Below are 21,137 nucleotides of genomic sequence, written 5' to 3'. Positions count from 1 at the left end.
ATACAGCAGGCGATTGTCGGTGATATTACACCAGAGTGGTTCATTCTCCGCGCGGGTGTGACAAAATAGCGGTTTTGCAGTGAGTGGAACCCTCCCAATGCGGGATCGCAATTTTGATGACATCGCGGAAAAGTTTTCGCGCAACATTTATGGCACCACCAAAGGTCAGCTTCGTCAGACGATCCTCTGGCAGGATCTGGACAAGCTGCTGGCTGAATTCGGTGACCGACCGTTGCGCGTGCTGGATGCCGGCGGTGGGGAAGGTCAGACTGCAATTCTGATGGCGCAGCGGGGACATCACGTCACGCTTTGCGATCTTTCTGCCGAGATGGTTGCGCGCGCCGGGCGAGCGGCAGAAGAGAAAGGTGTGAGCGACAACATGCATTTTATACATTGCGCCGCTCAGGACATTCCGCAGCATTTGGAAACGCAGGTTGATCTGATATTGTTTCATGCTGTGCTCGAATGGATCGCCGAACCCCAGGCGATGTTAAAAACGCTGTGGTCGATGTTGCGCCCGGGCGGTGCGTTATCGCTGATGTTTTACAATGCCAACGGCCTGCTAATGCGAAACGTGCTGGTCGGCAATTTTGGCTACGTACAGCAGGGCATGTATAAAAAGAAACGACGCACGCTTTCACCGGATTTCCCCCGTGAACCGCAGCAGGTCTATGGCTGGCTGGAGGAGATCGGTTGGGAAATTACCGGCAAAACCGGCGTGAGGGTGTTTCATGATTATCTGCGTGATAAACAAAAACAGGATGACTGTTTAGACGCCTTAACAGAAATAGAGACGCGGTACTGCCGCCAGGAGCCTTATCTGAGCCTTGGCCGCTATATACACGTCACCGCGCGCAAGCCGCAGATGCAAGGATAATCTATGAGTGAATTTTCCCAGACAGTCCCTGAACTGGTTGCCTGGGCCAGGAAAAACGATTTCTCCATCTCGCTGCCGGTAGACAGACTCTCATTCCTGCTGGCGGTTGCGACGCTAAACGGCGAACGCCTGGATGGCGAAATGAGTGAAGGCGAACTGGTGGATGCGTTCCGCCACGTCAGTGATGCGTTTGAGCAAACCAGCGAAACCATTAGCGTGCGTGCCAACAACGCAATCAATGATATGGTGCGTCAACGTCTGCTGAACCGCTTTACCAGCGAGCAGGCGGAAGGAAACGCCATCTATCGTCTTACGCCACTGGGCATTGGCATTACCGACTATTACATCCGCCAGCGCGAATTTTCCACGCTGCGTCTCTCCATGCAGCTCTCTATTGTTGCAGGTGAGCTGAAGCGTGCCGCCGACGCGGCTGATGAAAACGGTGACGAATTCCACTGGCATCGCAACGTTTACGCGCCGCTGAAATACTCGGTCGCCGAGATTTTCGACAGTATCGATCTGACTCAACGTCTGATGGACGAACAGCAGCAGCAGGTGAAAGACGATATCGCTCAACTGCTTAATAAAGACTGGCGTGCGGCTATCTCCAGCTGTGAACTCTTGCTGTCAGAAACGTCCGGTACGCTGCGTGAGTTGCAGGATACGCTGGAGGCGGCGGGGGATAAGCTACAGGCCAATCTGCTGCGCATCCAGGACGCGACAATGGCGCACGACGATCTGCATTTTATCGACCGTCTGGTGTTTGATTTGCAGAGCAAGCTTGACCGCATTATCAGCTGGGGCCAGCAGTCAATCGACCTGTGGATCGGTTACGATCGCCACGTGCATAAATTTATCCGTACCGCCATCGATATGGATAAGAATCGCGTCTTTGCTCAACGTCTGCGCCAGTCGGTACAGACCTATTTCGATGCGCCGTGGGCGCTGACCTACGCCAACGCCGATCGTCTGCTGGATATGCGCGACGAAGAGATGGCGCTGCGCGATGAAGAGGTCACCGGTGAACTGCCGCCGGATCTGGAATACGAAGAATTTAACGAAATTCGCGAGCAGCTTGCGGCGATGATCGAAGAACAGCTCGCTGTCTACAAAACCAGACAAGCACCGCTGGATCTTGGCCTCGTGGTACGCGACTATCTGGCGCAGTATCCGCGCGCGCGCCACTTCGATGTTGCCCGCATTGTTGTAGACCAGGCGGTGCGCCTGGGCATCGCACAAGCCGATTTCACCGGACTGCCGCCGAAGTGGCAGCCGATTAACGATTACGGAGCCAAGGTACAGGCGCATGTCATTGACAAATATTGAACAAGTGATGCCAGTTAAGCTGGCACAGGCGCTGGCGAATCCGTTGTTTCCGGCGCTGGACAGCCAGCTGCGTGCCGGTCGTCACATTGGCCTTGACGAGCTGGATAATCACGCCTTTTTGATGGACTTTCAGGAGTACCTGGAAGAGTTTTACGCTCGCTATAACGTTGAGCTGATCCGCGCGCCGGAAGGGTTTTTCTACCTGCGTCCGCGCTCTACCACGCTTATTCCGCGCTCGGTGCTTTCCGAACTGGATATGATGGTCGGCAAAATTCTCTGCTACCTCTATCTCAGCCCGGAACGTCTGGCGAATGAAGGGATCTTCACCCAGCAGGAGCTATACGATGAGCTGCTGTCGCTGGCGGATGAAAGCAAGCTGCTCAAGCTGGTGAATAACCGCTCAACGGGGTCCGATCTGGACCGTCAGAAATTACAGGAAAAAGTTCGCTCATCCCTTAACCGTCTACGCCGTCTGGGAATGGTCTGGTTCATGGGTCACGACAGCAGCAAGTTCCGCATCACCGAATCGGTCTTCCGTTTTGGCGCCGACGTGCGTGCGGGTGATGATGCGCGTGAAGCGCAGCTGCGCATGATCCGTGACGGTGAAGCGATGCCGGTGGAAAACCATTTGCAGCTCAATGACGAGCACGAAGAGAATCAGCCGGATAGCGGGGAGGAAGAGTAATGATTGAACGCGGTAAATTTCGCTCACTGACGCTGATTAACTGGAACGGCTTCTTTGCCCGAACCTTCGATCTGGATGAGCTGGTGACAACGCTCTCCGGCGGTAACGGGGCGGGTAAATCCACCACCATGGCGGCCTTCGTGACGGCGCTGATACCTGACCTGACCCTGCTGCACTTCCGTAACACCACTGAAGCGGGCGCCACGAGCGGCTCTCGTGATAAAGGTCTGCACGGTAAGCTGAAAGCGGGCGTTTGTTATTCAGTGCTGGACGTGATCAACTCCCGCCATCAGCGCGTGGTTGTAGGCGTGCGTCTGCAACAGGTTGCCGGCCGCGATCGTAAAGTAGATATCAAACCGTTTGCGATCCAGGGGCTGCCTACCTCCGTACAGCCAACCGCGCTGCTGACGGAAACCCTGAATGAACGTCAGGCGCGCGTCCTGACGCTCCAGGAGCTGAAAGACAAGCTGGAAGCTATCGAAGGCGTGCAGTTTAAGCAGTTTAATTCCATTACCGACTACCACTCTCTGATGTTCGATCTCGGCGTGGTAGCCCGTCGTCTGCGCAGCGCGTCAGATCGTAGTAAATACTACCGTCTGATTGAAGCCTCCCTGTACGGCGGTATCTCCAGCGCCATTACCCGCTCCCTGCGCGACTACCTGTTGCCGGAAAACAGCGGCGTGCGTAAGGCCTTCCAGGATATGGAAGCCGCGCTGCGTGAAAACCGCATGACGCTGGAAGCGATTCGCGTTACGCAGTCTGACCGGGACCTGTTTAAGCACCTGATCAGCGAAGCCACCAACTACGTGGCGGCGGACTATATGCGCCACGCCAACGAGCGCCGTATTCATCTCGATCAGGCGCTGGAGTATCGCCGCGAGCTGTTTACCTCCCGCAAACAGCTGGTGGCCGAGCAGTATAAGCATGTCGAAATGGCGCGCGAACTGGGCGAGCACAATGGTGCGGAAGGGGATCTGGAAGCCGATTACCAGGCGGCCAGCGATCATCTGAATCTGGTGCAGACCGCGCTGCGTCAGCAGGAAAAAATCGAGCGCTACGAAGCCGATCTTGATGAGCTGCAAATTCGTCTTGAAGAGCAAAATGAAGTGGTGGCCGAAGCTGCCGAATTGCAGGAAGAGAACGAAGCCCGCGCGGAAGCCGCCGAGCTGGAAGTGGATGAGCTGAAAAGCCAGCTCGCTGACTACCAGCAGGCGCTGGACGTGCAGCAGACGCGTGCGATTCAGTACAACCAGGCGTTGCAGGCGTTGCAGCGTGCCAAAGAGCTGTGCCATCTGCCGGACCTGACCCCGGAAAGCGCTGACGAATGGCTGGATACCTTCCAGGCCAAAGAGCAGGAAGCCACTGAGAAACTGCTTTCTCTCGATCAGAAAATGAGCGTGGCGCAAACGGCGCATAGCCAGTTTGAGCAGGCGTACCAGCTGGTGGTGGCGATTAACGGTCCGCTGGCGCGTAACGAAGCGTGGGACGTTGCCCGTGAGCTGCTGCGCGACGGCGTCAATCAACGCCATCTGGCCGAACAGGTGCAGCCGCTGCGCATGCGCCTGAACGAGCTGGAACAGCGTCTGCGTGAACAGCAGGAAGCCGAGCGTCTGCTGGCGGAATTCTGCAAGCGTCAGGGTAAAAATTACGATTTCGACGAGCTTGAGGCCCTGCATCAGGAACTGGAAGCGCGTATTGCGGCCCTGTCCGATACCGTATCGAATGCCAGCGAACAGCGCATGACGCTGCGTCAGGAGCTGGAACAGCTTCAGTCCCGTTCGACGACGCTCTTACAGCGTGCGCCGATCTGGCTGGCTGCACAAAGCAGCCTGAACCAGCTCAGCGAACAGTGTGGCCAGGAGTTTGCCTCCAGCCAGGACGTCACCGAATACATGCAACAGCTGCTGGAGCGTGAGCGTGAAGCGATTGTTGAGCGTGACGAAGTGGGCGCGCGCAAGCGTGACGTCGATGAGGAGATCGAGCGTTTAAGCCAGCCAGGCGGCTCAGAAGATCCGCGTCTGAATGCCTTAGCCGAGCGTTTCGGCGGCGTGCTGTTGTCTGAAATTTACGACGATGTTGGTCTGGACGATGCGCCGTACTTCTCCGCGCTGTACGGTCCATCCCGTAACGCGATTGTGGTGCCGGATCTGTCGCTGATTTCTGACCAGCTTGCAGGGCTGGAAGACTGCCCGGAAGATCTCTACCTCATCGAAGGAGATCCGCAGTCGTTTGATGACAGCGTATTCAGCGTTGACGAGCTGGAAAAAGCGGTGGTGGTGAAAATCGCCGATCGCCAGTGGCGCTATTCGCGCTTCCCGGAACTGCCGCTGTTTGGCCGCGCCGCGCGTGAAAGCCGCATTGAAAGCCTGCATGCCGAGCGCGAAACGCTTTCTGAACGTTTTGCGACCCTGTCGTTTGATGTACAAAAAACGCAGCGTCTGCATCAGGCGTTCAGCCGCTTTATCGGCAGCCATCTGGGCGTGGCCTTTGAGCCCGATCCGGAAGCCGAAATTCGCAAGCTCAACACCCGCCGCGGTGAGCTGGAGCGTGCGCTGGCTAGCCATGAAAATGACAACCAGCAGAGCCGCGTCCAGTTCGAGCAGGCGAAAGAGGGCGTTGCGGCGCTTAACCGCATTCTGCCACGCCTGAACCTGCTGGCGGACGATACGCTCGCCGACCGCGTGGATGAAATTCAGGAACGACTGGACGAGGCGCAGGAAGCCGCGCGCTTTGTGCAGCAGCACGGCAATCAGCTGGCGAAGCTGGAGCCGATGGTTTCCGTTCTCCAGAGCGACCCGGAACAGTTTGAACAGTTAAAAGAGGATTACGCCTGGTCACAGCAGGTGCAGCGCGAAGCGCGTCAGCAGGCGTTTGCCCTGACGGAAGTGGTGCAACGTCGCGCGCACTTCGGCTACTCCGATTCAGCAGAAATGCTGAGCGGGAACAGCGATCTTAATGAAAAGCTGCGCCAGCGCCTTGAGCAGGCGGAAGCGGAACGTACGCGCGCGCGCGAAGCGATGCGTACTCACGCCGCACAGCTGAGCCAGTACAGTCAGGTGATGGCGTCGTTGAAAAGCTCCTTCGACACCAAGAAAGAGCTGTTAAACGACCTGCATAAAGAGTTGCAGGACATTGGCGTGCGCGCCGACAGCGGTGCAGAAGAGCGGGCACGTATTCGCCGCGATGAGCTGCATGCTCAGCTCAGCAACAACCGTGCGCGTCGTAATCAGCTGGAAAAAGCGCTGACCTTCTGTGAAGCGGAGATGGACAACCTGACGCGTCGCCTGCGCAAGCTGGAACGTGACTATCACGAGATGCGCGAGCAGGTTGTGACCGCGAAGGCGGGCTGGTGCGCGGTGATGCGCATGGTGAAAGACAACAACGTGGAGCGTCGTCTGCACCGCCGCGAGCTGGCGTATCTGTCGGCCGATGAACTGCGTTCTATGTCGGATAAGGCGCTGGGCGCGCTGCGTCTGGCGGTGGCGGATAACGAACACCTGCGCGACGTGCTGCGCATGTCCGAAGATCCGAAGCGTCCTGAGCGCAAAATCCAGTTCTTCGTGGCGGTGTATCAGCACTTGCGCGAGCGTATCCGTCAGGACATCATCCGTACCGACGATCCGGTTGAAGCGATCGAACAGATGGAGATCGAGCTGGGCCGTCTGACGGAAGAGCTGACCTCCCGCGAGCAAAAGCTGGCAATCAGCTCCCGCAGCGTGGCGAATATTATTCGTAAAACCATTCAGCGCGAGCAGAACCGTATCCGTCAGCTGAACCAGGGCCTGCAAAGCGTGTCGTTTGGCCAGGTCAACAGCGTGAGGCTGAACGTGAACGTGCGTGAGGCGCACTCCACGCTGCTGGACGTGTTGTCTGAACAGCATGAGCAGCACCAGGATCTGTTCAACAGTAACCGCCTGACCTTCTCCGAAGCGCTGGCGAAGCTGTATCAGCGTCTGAATCCGCAGATTGACATGGGCCAGCGTACGCCGCAAACCATCGGCGAGGAGCTGCTGGACTACCGCAACTATCTGGAAATGGAAGTTGAGGTTAACCGTGGCTCAGACGGCTGGCTGCGCGCGGAATCCGGTGCGCTCTCTACCGGTGAAGCCATCGGTACCGGTATGTCGATTCTGGTGATGGTGGTGCAGAGCTGGGAAGATGAAGCGCGTCGTCTGCGCGGCAAAGACATCTCTCCATGTCGTCTGCTGTTCCTCGATGAAGCCGCGCGTCTCGACGCCCGCTCCATCGCCACGCTGTTTGAGCTTTGCGAGCGACTCGATATGCAGCTCATCATCGCGGCGCCGGAAAACATCAGTCCGGAAAAAGGGACAACCTATAAGCTGGTGCGTAAGGTGTTCCAGAACAGTGAACACGTGCACGTCGTGGGCCTGCGTGGTTTCGCCCCGCAGCCACCGGAGTCATTACCGGGCACGGCTGACGCCTCTTAACCTGGGGTGCGACAAATAGCGGCGCTCATGCGCCGCTTTTTTTATTCACTTAACTTGTGTTCAGGGCTGCGTTATCTTTAAACTTCTTTACATAAGGCAAGGCAGCAGCGTGTATGCCTTTCTATACTGAAGGAAAGCTCCAGAATACTGGGCATGTCGTGAAAAACAGGGGGCAAGGGATGTTGCTTAAGAAGAATCGTGGTCGTCAGCTGTCTGCGCTGAGTTTGTGCCTGACAGTGATGTTTGCTCCACTGTTTACCGCTCAGGCCGATGAGCCTGAAATTGTACCGACTGACAGCTCCGCGACGATGGGCGCGCAGCCGACGTCGCTGTCACAACCGCTGGATCAGTCTCCGGCGACGGCCATCATGGCCGGCATTAAACCACTGCCGGAAGGCATCGATACTGGATCATTACGTCAGCAGCTTATGACCGGGCTGCCCTCGGGCTATACTCCCGCTTATATTAACCAGCTCACGCTGCTTTACGCTGCGCGCGATATGAAACCGATGTGGGAAAATCGCGAGGCGGTACGTGCCTTCCAGCAGCAGCTGGCTGAAGTGGCGATTGCAGGTTTTCAGCCGCAGTTCACGACCTGGGTTGAACTCCTGACCGATCCTGCCGTGACCGGACAAGCGCGTGACGTGGTGCTGTCTGATGCCATGATGGGCTACTTACAATTTGTTGCGGGGATTTCGGTGAACGGCAACCGCTGGTTATACAGCAGTAAGCCGTACAAGCTGGCGACGCCTGCGCTGTCCGTCATTAACCAGTGGCAGCTGTCGCTGGATAACGGCGAACTGCCGCGCTTTATCGCAAGCCTTGCGCCTGCCCATCCGCAGTATGCCACGATGCATCAGTCGCTTCTTGAGCTGGTTGCGGATTCCCGCCCGTGGCCTCAGCTGCGCGGCACCACAACGCTGCGTCCGGGGCAGTGGAGTAGCGATGTGCCTGCGATCCGCGAAATTATGAAACGCTCCGGCATTCTCGACAGCGGCCCTAAAATTGCGCTGCCCGGTGACGAGACGCAAAATGCGGTCGTCAGCCCGTCGGCGCCGGTAAAAGAGAAAACCGCCGTTGCGTTGAGCAATAAGCCCGCCGCTTACGATCGCGAGCTGGTCGCCGCAGTGAAGCAGTTCCAGGCCGCGCAGGGGCTGGGCGCTGACGGCGTGATTGGTCCATCTACTCGCGACTGGCTGAACGTCTCTCCGGCCCAGCGGGCTGGAGTGCTGGCGTTGAATATCCAGCGCTTGCGCTTGCTGCCGGGCACGTTATCCACCGGCATTATGGTCAACATTCCGGCGTACTCCCTGGTCTACTATCAGGACGGTAGTGAAGTGCTGGCGTCCCGCGTGATTGTCGGCCGACCTGACCGTAAAACGCCAATGATGAGCAGCGCGCTGAATAACGTGGTGGTTAACCCGCCGTGGAACGTGCCGCCGACGCTGGCGCGCAAAGATATTCTGCCTAAGGTCTGGAATGACCCGGGTTATCTGGAGCGACATAACTATACGGTGATGCGTGGCTGGAACAGCAAAGAAGCGATTGACCCCTGGATGGTGGACTGGTCAACGATTACGCCTTCGAACCTGCCGTTCCGTTTCCAGCAGGCACCGGGCGCACATAACTCGCTGGGACGTTACAAATTCAATATGCCAAGTTCGGACGCAATCTATCTGCATGATACCCCGAACCATAATTTGTTCCAGAAAGACGCACGCGCGCTCAGCTCGGGCTGTGTCCGCGTGAACAAGGCCTCTGAGCTGGCAAATATGCTGTTGCAGGATGCAGGCTGGAACGATACGCGGATATCAGATGCGCTGAAGCAGGGAGATACGCGTTACGTCAATATCCGCCACAATATTCCGGTCAATCTTTACTATCTGACGGCGTTTGTAGGGGCAGACGGACGTACCCAGTATCGTACAGATATTTACAATTATGATCTGACAGCGCGATCCGGCGCACAAATTTTGCCAAAAGCGGAACAATTAATCAGGTAAATGAAGTAGTTCGGTAAAAATGATTGTCGTAAGTTATGGTGAATATGAGGCGATCTGGCTGCAAGCCGCGTATTTACTGGGGTTGGGCGCCTTGACGTAACAGGTTTTGCCAGTTATGGTGCCCTTCGTGCGCTAAGCATATTGACAATTTCTTTTACCTGTAGACCTGATTATCATGGACAAATTTGACGCTAATCGCCGCAAATTGCTGGCGTTAGGTGGCGTTGCGCTGGGCGCAGCAGCCATCCTTCCGACGCCAGCATTTGCCACCCTCTCGACACCTCGTCCGCGTATTTTAACGCTCAACAATCTGCATACTGGTGAGACGCTTAAAGCGGAATTTTTCGATGGCAGAGGCTATATTCAGGATGAATTAGCAAGACTCAACCATTTTTTCCGTGATTTCCGCGCGAATAAAATCAAAGCCATCGACCCTGGATTATTCGATCAGCTTTACCGCTTGCAGGGACTGCTAGGGACCAAAAGGCCGGTGCAGCTCATCTCTGGCTATCGCTCTCTGGATACCAACAATGAACTGCGTGCTCACAGCCGTGGGGTAGCGAAAAAAAGCTATCACACCAAAGGGCAGGCGATGGATTTCCATATTGAGGGCGTTTCGTTAGCCAATATTCGCAAAGCGGCGTTATCTATGCGCGCAGGTGGTGTAGGATACTACCCACGTAGCAACTTTGTGCATATTGATACCGGGCCGGTTCGGCACTGGTAATAACGAAACACAGGAGCAGTATGAACTATCGTATTATTCCGGTTACCGCGTTCTCACAGAACTGTTCATTGATCTGGTGTGAACAAACTAAACTGGCCGCGCTTGTTGATCCCGGTGGCGACGCTGAGACAATCAAGCAGGAAGTCGCTGCCAGCGGTGTAACGCTGATGCAGATTTTACTCACCCATGGCCATCTCGACCATGTGGGTGCAGCGGCTGAACTGGCTGAATACTACGGTGTGCCGATTATCGGCCCGGAAAAAGAAGATGAGTTCTGGCTACAGGGATTACCTGCTCAAAGCCGTATGTTTGGCCTGGAAGACTGTCAGCCACTGACACCGGACCGCTGGCTGAACGAAGACGATCGCGTTAACGTAGGGAATGTAACTTTACAGGTGTTGCATTGCCCCGGACATACGCCCGGCCATATTGTCTTCTTTGATGACGTGTCGCGTCTGCTGATTTCCGGTGACGTGATTTTCAAAGGGGGCGTAGGACGCAGTGATTTCCCACGCGGCGATCACGGTCAGCTGATTCAGTCGATTAAGCAGAAGTTATTACCGTTAGGTGATGATGTGACGTTTATCCCTGGACACGGACCAATGTCAACGCTGGGGGATGAGCGGTTGCATAACCCGTTCCTTCAGGATGAAATGCCTGTCTGGTAAACCCGGTAAAATAAAAAAGCCTGCACGATGCAGGCTTTTTTTTAGGGATGCAGGTTACAGCACCGCGACAATGGCTTCGCACAGCGGCGCCATGTTGTCAGGCGTCATACCTGCAACGTTCACGCGGCCAGATGCAACGGCATACACGCCAAACTCTTCACGCAGGCGCAGCACCTGCTCTTTGGTCAAGCCGCTGAAGGAGAACATGCCGTTCTGCTTGATGATGAAGCTGAAGTCACGGTCAGCGCCTTTCTCAGCCAGCGTGTTCACAAACAGCAGACGCATGCGCTGAATGCGCTGACGCATATCGTTCAGCTCTTGCTCCCAGATGGCGCGCAGCGCATCGTTGCTCAGGATCGTCGCGACCACAGACGCACCGTGTGCCGGTGGGTTGGAGTAGTTAGCGCGGATCACGGACTTCATCTGGCTGAATGCGCGATCGACGGTTGCTTCGTCAGCAGCCACCAGCGTACAGGCGCCGACACGCTCGTTATACAGACCAAAGTTCTTGGAATAGGAGCTTGCGACTATCAACTCCTGATGCACGGCGGCGAATGCACGCAGACCTTCTGCATCTTCTTCCAGACCACGGGCAAAGCCCTGGTAAGCGAAGTCAAACAGCGGCAGCCAGCCTTTTTCAACGGACAGCTTAGCCAGCTGTTCCCACTGCTCAAGCGTAGGATCGATACCGGTTGGGTTATGGCAGCAGCCGTGGAACAGCACCACATCGCCCGCCTGGGCTTCGCTCAGGCTGGCCAGCAGGCCGTCGAAATCCAGCGCGTGGCTGGCTGCGTCGTAGTAGGCGTATTCACGCACTTCCAGACCCGCAGAATTAAACACGCTCTTATGGTTCGGCCAGCTTGGATTGCTTACCCACACACGCTTCACAGAAGTGTTTTTCGCCAGGAAATCTGCCGCCACGCGCAGTGCGCCGGTACCGCCTGGGGTCTGCGCCGTGCGGGCGCGTTTTTCGCTCACAATGGTGCTGCCTTTGCCGAACAGCAGCTCCTGGGTGCAGCGACCAAATTCAGGGATACCATCAATACCGAGGTAGTTTTTGGTGGTTTCGTTTTCCAGCAGATACTGCTCAGCTTTTTTGACGCTGGTCAGTACCGGAGTTTTGCCGGTTTCATCTTTATATACACCAATACCCAGGTTGATTTTTCCAGGGCGGTCGTCGGCGCGAAACAGATCGGCCAGGCCCAGAATTGGGTCGGCAGGAGCGGCAGTAATGTTCTCAAACATGACGAAGTTCCATTGTGATTACAGAAGTGAAATCCGCTATCAGGTTAACGGTAGATTTACAAAATGCCAACCGTTTGCGACGAAAAGCGTGCGGCTTTTCAAAAGTCGCTATTATTTTCTCTCAGGAATAAAAAAACAGGGCCGAAGCCCTGTTCATTAAGCATATAACAACGAGGTGTGCTGATTAGAACTGGTAAACCAGACCCAGAGCCACGATGTCGTCGTTGTTGATGCCCAGCTTGTTGTCGTCTTTCAGCTGGTTGATCTGATAGTCAACATAGGTAGACATGTTTTTGTTGAAGTAGTATGTCGCACCAACGTCGATGTAGTTGATGTAGTCTTCATCACCGATACCTTCTACGTCTTTCGCTTTAGATTTGTAATAAGCGATGGATGGACGCAGACCGAAATCGAACTGGTACTGAGCGACGACAGAGAAGTCCTGAGACTTGTTAGCGAAACCACGGCTGCCCAGACGCGCTGCGTTACGCATTTCGCCATAAATAGCTGCCAGGTAGATGTTGTTCGCGTCATATTTCAGGCCGGTTGCCCACTGTTCAGCTTTGTCGCCTTTACCCCATTCCAGCGTCTGCTGGTTGTTGGTACGGTCAGCGGCGCCATAAGCACCCACAATGCCGAAGCCTTCGAAATCATAGCTCAGTGAGGTTGCCCAGCCGTCGCCGTTGGAACGTACTGCATCAGTACGCTCGTTTTTGCCCAGGTACTGAACACCAAAGTTCAGACCGTCAACCAGGCCGAAGAAGTTGCTGTTACGGTACGTCGCCAGGCCACCGGTACGGCCAGAGAAGAAGTTATCGCTCGCGCCGGTGTCGCCACCGAACTCAGGGAGCATATCGGTGATGCCGATTGCATCATAGACCAGACCGTAGTTACGACCGTAGTCGAAGGAGCCTGCGTCACCGAATTTCAGACCTGCGAATGCCAGACGGGTTTTGTTGCCGTTCTGTGCATCGCCACCTTCAGAGTTGTTACCCTGGAAGTTGTATTCCCACTGACCGTAGCCAGTCAGCTGATCGTTGATCTGAGTTTCGCCTTTGAAGCCCAGACGTGCGTAAGTGTTGTCGCCATCGTTGCTGTCATTATCGGAGAAGTAATGCAGGCCGACTGCTTTCCCGTAAAGATCTAATTTGTTGCCGTCTTTGTTATAGATTTCAGCAGCGTTTGCTGCACCGGCTACCAGCAGGGCAGGGACTACCACTGCCAGGATATTGCGCTTCATCATTATTTATTACCCTCATTGGTTTTTTTATGACACTCGCCACTGCCGTCAATAAATTCTGTCAATAAATATTTCCGGAACTATTGATGAGAGTTAGGTGTCTTTATGTGTCTGACAGGCATCTTTCCATTCATAGAACCGTTTCGCTACACTGAAAGTGCTACAATCTTCAAAATTCAGTTACCAAAAGAAAATATATGTAACTAAATATGTATTTTTGGGAACTTTGTGAAGCACCTCAAACTTCAGCGCTTTCTGGTGAATTAACCCTCCGCTTTATTCTTATATATATGATTTCCTTATGTTTAATTTAGCTAAAGGCCTTTCGTATAAACAGAAGTTAAACGGCTCATTTTTTCTTATAATCGACAAAAGCCATCCAGATGGCTGTGATGGTGGTTGTTTTTTGTGCTATTGCGTAAGGATTGTATTAAGCGCCATAAAAATGGAGTTAATTTTTTATCTCAGGGTATTTCGTGGAAACAAAACGTAACAGGTAGAGGTAATCGCGGGGTTGTGGTTTAAAGACGCTTACTTTTGACTGACGAAAACTGACATTGCAGGATAAAATAATGGCCAGCATTTGCTGGCCATTAAGGATTTGGTCGGTTAGAAACTTGCGTTACGCGGTGTGCGTGGGAACGGAATCACATCACGTACGTTCTGAACACCTGTTACGTAAGCAATCAGACGTTCAAAGCCCAGGCCAAAGCCGGAGTGCGGGACGGTGCCGTAGCGACGGAGATCGCGATACCAGCTGTAGTCCGCCGGGTTCAGACCCATCTCCTGCATACGCGCGTCCAGCACATCCAGTCGCTCTTCACGCTGGGAGCCACCGATAATCTCACCGATGCCCGGCGCCAGCACGTCCATCGCGGCAACGGTTTTACCGTCTTCGTTAAGGCGCATATAGAACGCCTTAATGTCTTTCGGATAATTTTTCACCACAACCGGTGCTTTGAAGTGCTTCTCTGCCAGATAACGTTCGTGCTCGGAGGAGAGATCCACGCCCCAGTAAACCGGGTTTTCGAATTTCTCACCGCATTTTTCCAGGATAGCGACCGCGTCGGTGTAATCCACCTGCGCGAAGTCTGCGGAGACGAAGCGCTCAAGACGGGCGATGGCGTCGTTATCGACACGCTCAGCGAAGAATTTCATGTCGTCTGCGCGCTCTTCGAGAACCGCTTTGAACACGTATTTCAGCATCGCTTCTGCCAGGCCTGCCACGTCATTCAGATCGGCAAAGGCCACTTCCGGCTCCAGCATCCAGAATTCCGCCAGGTGACGGCTGGTGTTGGAGTTTTCCGCACGGAAGGTTGGGCCGAAGGTATAGATCTTAGACAGCGCACAGGCGTAGGTTTCGCCGTTCAGCTGGCCAGAAACCGTCAGGAAGGCTTCTTTACCAAAGAAGTCTTTGTCGTAATCCACTTTACCTTCCGGCGTACGCGGCAGGTTTTCCATATCCAGCGTTGAAACGCGGAACATTTCACCTGCGCCTTCGGTATCGGATGCCGTGATCAGCGGAGTAGAAACCCAGAAGTAACCCTGCTCGTCAAAGAAGCGATGCAGCGCCTGCGCCAGCGTATGACGCACGCGGGCAACCGCACCAATCAGGTTGGTGCGCGGACGCAGGTGCGCAACTTCACGCAGATATTCGATGCTGTGACGCTTTGCAGCCATCGGGTAGGTGTCCGGATCTTCAACCCAGCCGGTCACTTCCACCGAGGTCGCCTGAATTTCGTAGCTCTGGCCCTGGCCCGGAGAGGCCACCACTACACCGGTGACGATCACGGAACAACCGGTTGTCAGGTGCAGAACGTCATCATTGTAATTGGGCAGAGAATTATTAATGACGGCCTGTACAGGATCAAAGCAGGAACCGTCATAGACGGCGAGGAAGGAGATGCCAGCTTTAGAATCTCGGCGAGTACGCACCCATCCGCGCACGGTGACCTCCTGGTCAACGGCGACACGGCCCTGGAGTACGTCGGCTACAGGCACAACGCTCATAATATTCTCTCTGTTAATAGTCGGAAAAAATAAACACTTGTCCGCCCTTATAGGGGGGATATCTATGTTACCTGCCATCCGCTATCAGACAAGTAAATTTCACCGTCTTGAGAGAAGAAATAAGAAATAAATAAGAGAAGGGGAGCCATGAAGGCTCCCCCGAAGCCGTTAACTGGCTTTTTTAACCTGAGGCAGATCGAAGGCTTTACGTAATGCGCGGACAAACGCTTTGTCATGGCAGATGGTTTTGCCAGGGCTGTCGGAGAGCTTCGCGACCGGCTTACCGTTACATTCCACCAGTTTTATGACGATGTTCAGCGGTTTTACCTGAGGGATATCACAGGTTAACCGCGTACCAATCCCGAAACTCAGGTTCACCCGCGATGAGAAGTGGCGATAAAGGTCGACGGCTTTCGCCAGGTCAAGGTTATCGGAAAAGACCAGCACCTTACTCATTGGGTCGATACCCAGCTTTTCGTAATGGGCGATGGCTTTCTCACCCCATTCAACCGGGTCCCCGGAATCATGGCGCAAACCCTGGTAGCGTTCGGCAAACTCAGGGCCAAAGTCGCGCAGGAACGCGTCCATGGTAATGCAGTCGGTAAGGGCAATACCCAGCCGATCCGGGTATTCCTCTAGCCACGCGGCGAGGGCGGCGCGCTGGCTGTTGGCAAGGTCAGGGCTAATCTGCTGGTGCGCCTGGAACCATTCGTGCGCCTGGGTGCCCATCGGCGTTAAATCAAGGCGACGTGCCAGATCGTAGTTACTGGTGCCAACGAACCACGGCTCCTGTTGCAGACGTCTGACAATGGCTTCCTGAACCTCGCGAGAGAAGCGGCGGCGCGTGCCAAAGTCCATCAGACGGAAGCGGGACATATCCAGCCCTTCGGTCAGTCTGGAAAACTCAACGAGTTTATTCTCCAGAGCGGCGACCGCCTGCGTCACACCGGTTTCAGGGGAGCGATAGCGGTGGGCCAGCTCGCTGATCACGGCCAGAAGCGGCACTTCCCACATGATCACCTCGCGCCACGGGCCGGTCAGACGAATGTCCAGCTTGCCGTTATCATTGGTGACGGTGACCTGTTCCGGCTTATAGCGGAACTCACGCAGCCAGTTCAGATAGTCCGCTTTAAAGAAAGGCAGGCCTGAAAGCCACTGATATTCGTCATCGGTGAGCGCCAGATGCTGCATGGCCTCGACCTGTTCACGAATGGAATCTGCGTAGATACCCAGCAAGTCGTCACCCCGGCAGCGAAATTCCGCCGCAACATGGACATCATGATAGTGGTGAAACACGGCTTGCTGCATATGCAGCTTGTACGCGTCGGTATCCAGCAACGTATGCAGAACCGGAGAAGCGAATTGAGTCATAGGTGCGCTGTAGCATCCTCTCACGGGAGCGTTTAGTACAATAAACAACTCCGGAGTATACCCTGTTTAGTGATTTATTGAACCCCGATCACAACATAAGCACACTTTATGGTCGAGAGCATTTCGTGCCCCGTGTTATAAAAATGTAGCTAAAAAGGGCGTTGTGCCTGAAAAGATGAACATTCTGCATAGCGCGTTTTACACAACAGGAATATATTGAATCGTTACTCGACAAACGATGCATAAGGTTTTCTATGACACAACAGCCACAAGCTAAATACCGCCACGACTACCGTGCGCCGGAATACCTGATAAGCGATATCGATCTGACTTTCGACCTGGATGCCACAAAAACCGTCGTGACGGCGGTAAGCCAGGTGACGCGCCAGAGCGCGACAGCCGTGCCGCTGCGTCTGGATGGTGAAGACCTGACGCTGGTTTCCCTGCATATTAACGATGAAGCCTGGTCAGACTATAAAGAAGAAGGCAACCAGCTGGTCATCGACAACCTGCCGGAACGCTTTACCCTGCGCATCGTGAATGAAATTAGCCCTGCCGCCAATACCGCGCTGGAAGGGCTTTACCAGTCAGGCGTAGCCCTGTGTACCCAGTGTGAAGCCGAAGGTTTCCGCCACATTACCTGGTATCTTGATCGCCCGGACGTCCTGGCGCGCTTTACCACCAAAATTATTGCCGACAAAACGCTGTACCCGTACCTGCTCTCCAACGGCAACCGGATTGGCGAGGGGGAACTGGAGAATGGCCGTCACTGGGTACAGTGGCAGGATCCGTTCCCGAAACCCTGCTATCTGTTTGCGCTGGTAGCGGGAGATTTCGATGTTCTCCGCGACACCTTTAAAACGCGCTCTGGCCGTGAAGTCGCGCTGGAGCTGTTCGTGGATCGTGGCAACCTTGACCGCGCACCGTGGGCAATGACCTCTCTCATCAACTCCATGAAGTGGGATGAAACGCGCTTTGGTCTCGAATATGACCTCGACATCTATATGATTGTTGCTGTCGATTTCTTCAACATGGGCGCGATGGAGAATAAAGGTCTTAACATCTTTAACTCCAAATACGTGCTGGCGCGTACCGATACCGCCACGGATAAAGATTACCTCGATATCGAACGTGTTATCGGCCACGAATATTTTCATAACTGGACCGGGAACCGCGTCACCTGTCGCGACTGGTTCCAGCTGAGCCTGAAAGAGGGCTTAACCGTCTTCCGCGATCAGGAGTTCAGCTCCGATCTGGGATCGCGGGCGGTGAACCGCATCAACAACGTGCGCACTATGCGTGGTCTGCAATTTGCAGAAGATGCCAGCCCAATGGCCCACCCGATCCGCCCGGATAAAGTCATTGAGATGAATAACTTCTACACCCTGACGGTGTATGAAAAAGGCGCTGAAATTATCCGCATGATCCACACCCTGCTGGGCGAAGAGAATTTCCAGAAAGGGATGCAGCTTTACTTCGAGCGTCACGACGGCAGTGCGGCCACCTGCGACGATTTCGTCCAGGCGATGGAGGACGCCTCTAACGTGGATCTGTCTCATTTCCGCCGCTGGTACAGCCAGGCCGGTACGCCGATCGTGACGGTCAAAGACGACTACAACCCGGAAACCGAGCAGTACACGCTGACCATCAGCCAGCGCACGCCGCCAACGGCCGAGCAGGAAGAGAAACATCCGCTGCACATTCCGTTCAGCGTTGAGCTGTACGACAACGAAGGCAACGTGATCCCGTTACAGAAGGGCGGTTACCCGGTGCATAACGTGCTGAACGTGACCCAGGCAGAGCAGACCTTTATCTTCGATAACGTCTATTTCCAGCCCGTTCCCGCCCTGCTGTGCGAATTCTCCGCGCCGGTGAAACTCGAATACAAGTGGAGCGATCAGCAGCTGACGTTCCTGATGCGTCACGCGCGCAACGATTTCTCGCGCTGGGATGCGGCACAAAGTCTGCTGGCGACCTACATCAAGCTGAACGTCAACCGTTACCAGCAGGGCCAGCCGTTGACGCTGCCGGTTCATGTGGCAGACGCGTTCCGTGCCATCCTGCTGGATGAGAACATTGACCCGGCGCTGGCGGCTGAAATTTTAACGCTGCCGTCTGCGACTGAAATCGCCGAGCTGTTTGACATCATTGATCCGATTGCCATCGTCGCCGTGCGTGAAGCACTGACCCGCACGCTGGCGACCGAACTGGCAGATGAGTTCCTCGCCATTTACAACGCCAACAAGCTGGACGCGTATCGGGTGGAACATGCGGATATCGGTAAACGTTCCCTGCGCAATACCTGCCTGCGCTATCTGGCGTTTGGTGAGGCAGAGCTGGCGAACACGCTGGTCAGCAAGCAGTACCACGAAGCCGATAACATGACGGATGCCCTGGCCGCGCTGGCTGCAAGCGTTGCCGCCGAGCTGCCGTGCCGCGATGCGCTGATGCAGGAGTACGACGACAAGTGGTATCAGGATGGTCTGGTGATGGACAAGTGGTTCATCCTTCAGGCCACCAGTCCGGCAGCCGATGTACTCAGCAAAGTACGTAGCCTGCTGAAGCACCGTTCGTTCACCATGAGCAACCCGAACCGCGTCCGCTCTCTGATTGGTGCCTTCGCCAGCAGCAACCCGGCCGCGTTCCATGCCGAAGACGGCAGCGGTTATCAGTTCATGGTTGAAATGCTGACCGAGCTGAACAGCCGTAACCCGCAGGTGGCGTCTCGTCTGATTGAGCCGCTGATCCGCCTGAAACGTTACGATGCGCAGCGTCAGGCGAAAATGCGCGCCGCGCTTGAGCAGCTGAAAGGGCTGGAAAATCTGTCTGGCGATCTGTACGAGAAGATTGCTAAGGCCTTAGCGTAATAAAAAATTGCCCGGTGGGCAGGTAAAAGCAAAACGGCAACCTCGGTTGCCGTTTTTAGTTTTTTCTCCCTCTCCCTGTGGGAGAGGGCCGGGGTGCGGGCATCAGGCATTAGCTTTAATCAACACCCGTTCACTTACCCCACGCTTCATCACCCGATCCAGCACTTCGGCTTCCAGCTCCCCCAGTCGGGCCGATCCCACGCGGCGAGGACGCGGAATATCTACCGTCAGATCCAGACCAATTTTACCTTCTTCTATTAACAGCACCCTGTCTGCCATTGCCACGGCTTCACTGACATCATGCGTCACCAGCAGCACCGTAAAGCCGTGCGTCTGCCATAGGGTTTCAATCAGATCCTGCATTTCGATCCGCGTCAGGGCATCAAGCGCGCCGAGCGGTTCATCAAGCAGCAGCAGGCCGGGACGATGAATCAGCGCGCGTGCCAGCGCTACGCGCTGCTTTTGTCCACCCGACAGGGCCGCAGGCCACTCTCCCGCGCGATTCTCCAGCCCTACCGCAGCGAGTGCCTGCCGGGCGTCCTCCCGCCAGCTGCCCTTCAGTCCCAGCCCGACGTTATCCATCACCGTTTTCCACGGCAGCAGACGCGCATCCTGAAACATCATGCGCGTATCATCCTGAATCGTGGCCAGCGGCGTAGTGCCTGCCAGAATGTCACCGCTGTTTGGCGCTTCCAGCCCGGCTAAAAGACGCAGCAGGGTACTCTTGCCGCCACCGCTGCGGCCGACAACGGCAACAAACTGTCCGGCAGGAATGTGCAGATCCAGTGCATTCAGAATGGTGTTGTCGCCGTAGCGTTTGGTCACGCCGTTCAGCAGTAACGGTGTTCCCTGGTTCAGTCGTGCAGTATTCATGCTTTCGCCTCCTGAGCGGTGTAGGCCGGGTTCCAGCGCAGCCAGCTACGTTCCAGCCACTGGGCGCTGACGTCCGCAAGTTTGCCGAGCAGGGCATAAAGGATAATGGCAACCACCACCACGTCCGTTTGCAGGAACTCGCGGGCGTTCATGGCCAGATAACCAATGCCGGAGTTAGCCGAAATGGTTTCCGCCACGATCAGGGTTAGCCACATCAGGCCGAGCGCAAAACGCACCCCAACCATAATGGAGGGCAGGGCGCCCGGCAGGATCACATGGGTAAACAGGGCAAAACCTGACAGGCCATAGCTGCGGGCCATCTCAACCAGACCGCGATCGATATTGCGGATCCCATGCCAGGTATTGATATAAATCGGGAATAACGTTCCCAGAGCCACGAGGAAAATTTTGGCGCTCTCATCAATGCCAAACCACAAAATAACCAGTGGGATAAGCGCCAGATGCGGCACGTTACGCAGCATCTGAACGGAGGTATCCAGCAGCCGCTCACCCCAGCGGGACAGGCCGCTGATCAGCCCCAGCGTCAGGCCGATGCTTCCGCCAATCGAAAAGCCGATTACCGCGCGCCAGGAGCTGATGGCAAGATGTTGCCACAGCTCACCGCTGGCGCTGAGCGACCAGAACGCTTCCACAACGCCCTCCGGAGAGGGCAAAATGCGGCTCGACAGCCAGCCAGTTGAAGACGCCAGTTGCCAGACGAGGACAATGCCGACGGGCAGAAACCACGGCGCGGCGCGCAGTAGCCATTTTTGTGCGGTTGCAGACATGGTGGCTCC

General features: G+C 55.3%; 14 protein-coding genes. 8 read left to right on the top strand and 6 right to left on the bottom strand.

Annotated elements, in window-relative coordinates:
* The first annotated feature begins 97 nt into the window (after window positions 1-97).
* The 7 genes from cmoM to SK53_RS07860 all read left to right on the top strand — a co-directional run bounded on the left by cmoM (window position 98) and on the right by SK53_RS07860 (window position 10,734).
* A complete protein-coding gene (gene cmoM, locus SK53_RS07890) occupies window positions 98-877 on the top strand; it encodes a tRNA uridine 5-oxyacetic acid(34) methyltransferase CmoM (protein WP_003858212.1) in 780 nt (259 codons plus the stop codon).
* 3 nt (window positions 878-880) lie between these two features.
* Entirely contained in the window at window positions 881-2,203 is a 1,323-nt protein-coding gene (gene mukF, locus SK53_RS07885) for a chromosome partition protein MukF (RefSeq protein ID WP_015570962.1), read from the top strand.
* Complete coding sequence (mukE, locus tag SK53_RS07880) at window positions 2,184-2,888, top strand: chromosome partition protein MukE (RefSeq protein ID WP_003858208.1); 705 nt, start codon at window positions 2,184-2,186, stop codon at window positions 2,886-2,888. Before mukF ends, mukE begins: the two co-directional genes overlap by 20 nt.
* Entirely contained in the window at window positions 2,888-7,336 is a 4,449-nt protein-coding gene (mukB, locus tag SK53_RS07875; protein ID WP_032657945.1) for a chromosome partition protein MukB, read from the top strand. Before mukE ends, mukB begins: the two co-directional genes overlap by 1 nt.
* 179 nt (window positions 7,337-7,515) lie before the next feature.
* Window positions 7,516-9,339 (top strand): L,D-transpeptidase, encoded by a 1,824-nt coding sequence (gene ldtD / locus SK53_RS07870; protein WP_003858203.1) that lies wholly within the window; start codon window positions 7,516-7,518, stop codon window positions 9,337-9,339.
* A 175-nt stretch (window positions 9,340-9,514) separates the two neighbouring features.
* On the top strand, window positions 9,515-10,066 hold the full coding sequence (locus tag SK53_RS07865) for a YcbK family protein (protein WP_003858202.1): 552 nt from the start codon (window positions 9,515-9,517) through the stop codon (window positions 10,064-10,066).
* A gap of 20 nt (window positions 10,067-10,086) precedes the next feature.
* The gene (locus SK53_RS07860) at window positions 10,087-10,734 is read left to right on the top strand and encodes an MBL fold metallo-hydrolase (protein WP_022650729.1); all 648 of its coding nucleotides are present in this window, start codon (window positions 10,087-10,089) and stop codon (window positions 10,732-10,734) included.
* Window positions 10,735-10,788: 54 nt separating this feature from the next.
* On the opposite strand, the gene SK53_RS07855 is transcribed toward SK53_RS07860, so the two are convergent.
* From SK53_RS07855 to pncB, 4 genes are all read right to left on the bottom strand, one after another.
* The gene (locus SK53_RS07855; protein WP_003858198.1) at window positions 10,789-11,979 is read right to left on the bottom strand and encodes an amino acid aminotransferase; all 1,191 of its coding nucleotides are present in this window, start codon (window positions 11,977-11,979) and stop codon (window positions 10,789-10,791) included.
* A 184-nt stretch (window positions 11,980-12,163) separates the two neighbouring features.
* Window positions 12,164-13,222 (bottom strand): porin OmpF, encoded by a 1,059-nt coding sequence (gene ompF / locus SK53_RS07850; RefSeq protein WP_022650730.1) that lies wholly within the window; start codon window positions 13,220-13,222, stop codon window positions 12,164-12,166.
* A 606-nt stretch (window positions 13,223-13,828) separates the two neighbouring features.
* Window positions 13,829-15,229, bottom strand: coding sequence for an asparagine--tRNA ligase (gene asnS / locus SK53_RS07845; RefSeq protein ID WP_003858191.1), 1,401 nt, complete (start codon window positions 15,227-15,229; stop codon window positions 13,829-13,831).
* Between the two features lie 168 nt (window positions 15,230-15,397).
* On the bottom strand, window positions 15,398-16,600 hold the full coding sequence (gene pncB, locus SK53_RS07840) for a nicotinate phosphoribosyltransferase (RefSeq protein WP_003858188.1): 1,203 nt from the start codon (window positions 16,598-16,600) through the stop codon (window positions 15,398-15,400).
* 254 nt (window positions 16,601-16,854) lie between these two features.
* Here pncB and pepN point away from each other — a divergent pair, with 254 nt between their 5' ends.
* Window positions 16,855-19,467 carry an aminopeptidase N gene (gene pepN / locus SK53_RS07835; RefSeq protein ID WP_048208990.1) on the top strand — a complete coding sequence of 871 codons (2,613 nt, stop codon included), beginning with the start codon at window positions 16,855-16,857 and terminating at the stop codon, window positions 19,465-19,467.
* A gap of 102 nt (window positions 19,468-19,569) precedes the next feature.
* On the opposite strand, the gene ssuB is transcribed toward pepN, so the two are convergent.
* Both ssuB and ssuC read right to left on the bottom strand, forming a co-directional pair.
* Entirely contained in the window at window positions 19,570-20,340 is a 771-nt protein-coding gene (gene ssuB / locus SK53_RS07830; RefSeq protein ID WP_023324411.1) for an aliphatic sulfonates ABC transporter ATP-binding protein, read from the bottom strand.
* The gene (gene ssuC, locus SK53_RS07825; RefSeq protein WP_003858185.1) at window positions 20,337-21,128 is read right to left on the bottom strand and encodes an aliphatic sulfonate ABC transporter permease SsuC; all 792 of its coding nucleotides are present in this window, start codon (window positions 21,126-21,128) and stop codon (window positions 20,337-20,339) included. The genes ssuB and ssuC overlap by 4 nt, the downstream gene beginning before the upstream one ends.
* Window positions 21,129-21,137: the final 9 nt, after the last annotated feature.

This window comes from Enterobacter sp. MGH119, assembly GCF_001037675.1.
Lineage (GTDB): Bacteria > Pseudomonadota > Gammaproteobacteria > Enterobacterales > Enterobacteriaceae > Enterobacter > Enterobacter hormaechei_C.
The sequence above is the reverse complement of the archived record's forward strand: the minus strand, read 5'-3'. Positions and strand labels throughout refer to the sequence as shown.